Here is a 3,482-nt window from a genome sequence, read left to right as displayed (position 1 = left end):
CCTCAGCCCGTCCGGCGTTTGAGGACGAGCGCCGTTCAGGCGCGATGGGGGGTGCAGGGGGCGCAGCCCCCGCCGGGGTTCGAGGGGCGGAGCCCCTCAGGGGGTCTGGGGCGCAGCCCCAGGGCCAGGCACCCTCCAACCCCCCGCACGGGCGGGCGGGTGGGCAAACCCCCCGGGGTCCGAGGGGCGGAGCCCCTCAGCGGGTTTGGGGCGCAGCCCCAGAAACTCAGCCCCCCTACCCCCCGGAGGGTCTCGGGAAGGGGCGGGGTGGGGAGAAAACCCCCTAAGCCAGCAACCCCCGCAGGGGAAACACGGCCCGCCGAGTAGCCAACACAGCCTGATCCAGCCGATCCGCAGGGTCATACCCCGCATCCCACGCCCGCCAGCCGACCCCCCGCCCATCAGTCATCCGCCCCGGCCCCAACTCCCGCGTATGCGCGAACACTTCGTCCCGCCAAGACGCCGGCACCACGGACGCCGGATCGACCGGCACATGCCCCGCGATCCCCACCAGATGCGTCCACGACCGCGGCACCACATCCACCACGGCATACCCCCCACCCCCGAGCGCCACCCACTTCGCCCCCGGCACGTACTCGTGCGCCAGCGAGTGGCAGGCCTCCTGCACCGCCCGCTGCGCGTCGAGCGACACGGCCAGATGCGCCAGCGGGTCCTCGAAGTGCGTGTCGGCCCCGTGCTGGGTGACGAGGACCTGTGGCCGAAAATCGGCGATGAGCTCGGGCACCACCGCGTGGAACGCGCGCAGCCACCCCTCGTCCCCCGTCCCCGCCGGCAGCGCGAGATTGACCGCGGACCCCTCCCCGGGCCCGTCCGCCCCGGTCTCCTCGGGCCACCCCGTCCCGGGGAACAGCATGCGGGGGTGCTCGTGCAGCGAGATCGTCAGGACCCGCGGATCCTCCCAGAACGCCGCCTGGACGCCGTCCCCGTGGTGCACGTCCACGTCCACGTACGCGACCCGCTCGACCCCGAGCTCCAGCAGCCGCGCGATGGCGAGGGCCGCGTCGTTGTAGACGCAGAACCCGGCCGCCCCGCCCGGCATCGCGTGGTGGAGCCCCCCGGCGAAGTTCACCGCGTGCGACGCGTCCCCCGCCCACACCGCCTCCGCCGCCGCGACCGACTGCCCGGCGATCAGCGCGGACGCCTCGTGCATCCCCGCGAAGGCGGGATCGTCCATCGTGCCGAGCCCGTACGAGCCGTCGGCCGTCCGCGGATCCGCCGACGCGGCCCGTACCGCGTCGATGTAGTCCTGCCGGTGCACGAGCCGCAGCGTCGAATCCCCGGCCGGCGGCGCCGCGACCACGTCCACCTGCTGGTCCAGCCCGTACGCCCGCACCAGCCCCATGGTCAGCGCGAGCCGCACCGGGTCCATCGGATGGCTCGACCCGAAGTCGTAGCGCGTGACAGCTTCATCCCACATCAACAGTGCGCGGCCGCTCATGCCCGCCACCGTATCGGGCCGTCTCCGAGCCGAACGAGCGGGCGTACACCAGCGTCAGGAGCACCAGGACCATCGGCACGAGCATCGCCCCGCGATAGCTCCACGCGTCCCCGAGCGCCCCGACGAGCGGGGAGCCCACGAGGAAGCCCACGTAGTTGAAGATGTTGAGCCGCGCCACCGCCGCGTCGCTGGCCCCCGGGAACAGCCGTCCCGCCGCGGCGAACGTCTGCGGCACGATCACACAGAGCCCGAACCCGAGCAGGGTGAATCCGGCCATCCCCGTCCAGGGCCCCGGCGCAAGCGCGACCACCCCGAACCCGGCGGCCGCGAGCACCGTCCCGAGCCGCACCACCGCCACCGCCCCGAACCGCCGCACCCCGAAGTCCCCCGCGGCCCGCCCGAGCAGCGTGGTCACCATGTAGACGTTGTACGGGACGGTCGCGAGCTGCTCGGAGCTGCCGAGCGTGTCCTGGAGGTACTTGGCGCTCCAGTTGGAGACGGTCGAGTCCCCGATGTACGCGAAGCTCATCACCAGGCACAGCGGCAGCAGCAGCCGGAAGACGACCGGCCCGGCCCCCGGCGCGCCCTGCGCCGCCTCGGCCACGGCCGGCTCCCCGTCCGCGTACCAGCGGCTCGCGACGAGACAGACCGGCAGCAGCACCGCCACCGCCGGCAGATACGACACGAGCAGCGACAGGTGCCAGTGCGCTCCCGCCCAGGCGAGCGAGGCGCCACCGATCCCGCCGAGGCTGTACGAGGCATGGAACCCGAGCATGATGCTGCGCCCGTACGTCCGCTGGAGACTGACCCCGAGCATGTTCATGGAGGCGTCGAGGGCGCCCACCGAGAGCCCGAACGCGCCGAGCGCCACCGCCGCCTGCCACATCCGGTCGCCCGCCCCGGCCCCGAGCAGCGCCAGGAGCACAGCGGGCTGGGCGAACCGCAGCACCACGCTCGGCCGGACCCGCTTGATCAGTTGCTCGGTGCAGACGCTGCCGGCCCCGGCGAGGATGGGCACGGCCGCGAGGAAGACGGGCAACAGCCCGTCGGATATCCCGTACCGGTCCTGGATCGCGGGTATGCGGGTCACCAGGAGGGCGAAGGCCATGCCCTGCGCGAAGAAACTCACCGCCAGGGACGCCCTGCCGTGCCGCAGGCGTGCGTCTGTCATGGCGGCACAGCCTAGGGCCGTCACCTACTCCTGGGTAGAGAGATCACCCGAGCAATCCGAGCAGCTGTCCCATGTCCCCGAAGCACGCGGTCGCGTCGCCGAGCCGCTCGGCGGGCGTCATCGCCGTGAACCCGTACACGTCCATCCCCGCGGCCCGCGCGGCCTCGACACCCAGCCGGCTGTCCTCGATGACGGCACACCGCGCGGGCGCGACCCCCATCCGCTCGGCCGCGTGCAGGAACAGGTCCGGCGCCGGCTTGCCCCGGCCGACGTCCTGGGCCGAGAACACCCACTCGTCCTCGAACCACTCGTCGAGCCCGGTCCGCAGGTGCCCCACCCTGATCCGCTCGTGGGTACCGGACGACGCGACGCAGTAGGGAACCCCGTCCGCGACGAGCTTTCCGAGGACGTCCGTGACGCCGGGGACGGGCTGGAGCTCCCGCTCGAAGGCGGCGAAGATCCGGGCGTGCAGGGTGTCGTCGAAGTCGTCGGGCAGCGCCTGTCCGGTCCGCTCCCTGATGACGTCGTGGACGCGGTGAACGGCCGCCCCCATGTAGTCGCGGAGGGAATCCTCGTACGACGTGGCATGGCCGAGTTCGGTCAGATAACCGGACAGGATGGTGTTCGAGATGGGCTCGCTGTCGACGAGCACGCCGTCGTTGTCGAAGATGATGAGGTCGTAGCGCATGACTCGACCTTAAACGCAGAAAAGCCCCGCACCACGACCCTGAAGGGTCTGGTGCGGGGCTTTCCCCAAAATTTGTTCGGCGGCGTCCTACTCTCCCACAGGGTCCCCCCTGCAGTACCATCGGCGCTGAAAGGCTTAGCTTCCGGGTTCGGAATGTAACCGGG

3 protein-coding genes and 1 rRNA gene are annotated in these 3,482 nt (G+C 71.9%); all 4 read right to left on the bottom strand.

Annotated features, from left to right (window positions below):
• Positions 1-283: 283 nt before the first annotated feature.
• Positions 284-1,459: an acetoin utilization protein AcuC gene (locus ACGF3I_RS35190; protein WP_393139403.1), complete on the bottom strand. Its 1,176-nt coding sequence runs from the start codon at positions 1,457-1,459 to the stop codon at positions 284-286.
• Complete coding sequence (locus ACGF3I_RS35185) at positions 1,428-2,630, bottom strand: MFS transporter (RefSeq protein WP_393139401.1); 1,203 nt, start codon at positions 2,628-2,630, stop codon at positions 1,428-1,430. Before ACGF3I_RS35185 ends, ACGF3I_RS35190 begins: the two co-directional genes overlap by 32 nt.
• A gap of 43 nt (positions 2,631-2,673) precedes the next feature.
• The gene (locus tag ACGF3I_RS35180) at positions 2,674-3,318 is read right to left on the bottom strand and encodes an HAD family hydrolase (RefSeq protein WP_393139399.1); all 645 of its coding nucleotides are present in this window, start codon (positions 3,316-3,318) and stop codon (positions 2,674-2,676) included.
• A gap of 74 nt (positions 3,319-3,392) precedes the next feature.
• Positions 3,393-3,482: ribosomal RNA gene (gene rrf, locus ACGF3I_RS35175) — 5S ribosomal RNA — on the bottom strand; the annotation flags it as partial.

This window comes from Streptomyces sp. NPDC048111 (genome assembly GCF_043202815.1).
In the GTDB taxonomy this organism is placed as follows: domain Bacteria; phylum Actinomycetota; class Actinomycetes; order Streptomycetales; family Streptomycetaceae; genus Streptomyces.
Note: the sequence above shows the minus strand (reverse complement) of the source record. Positions and strands in the feature narration are given on the sequence as shown.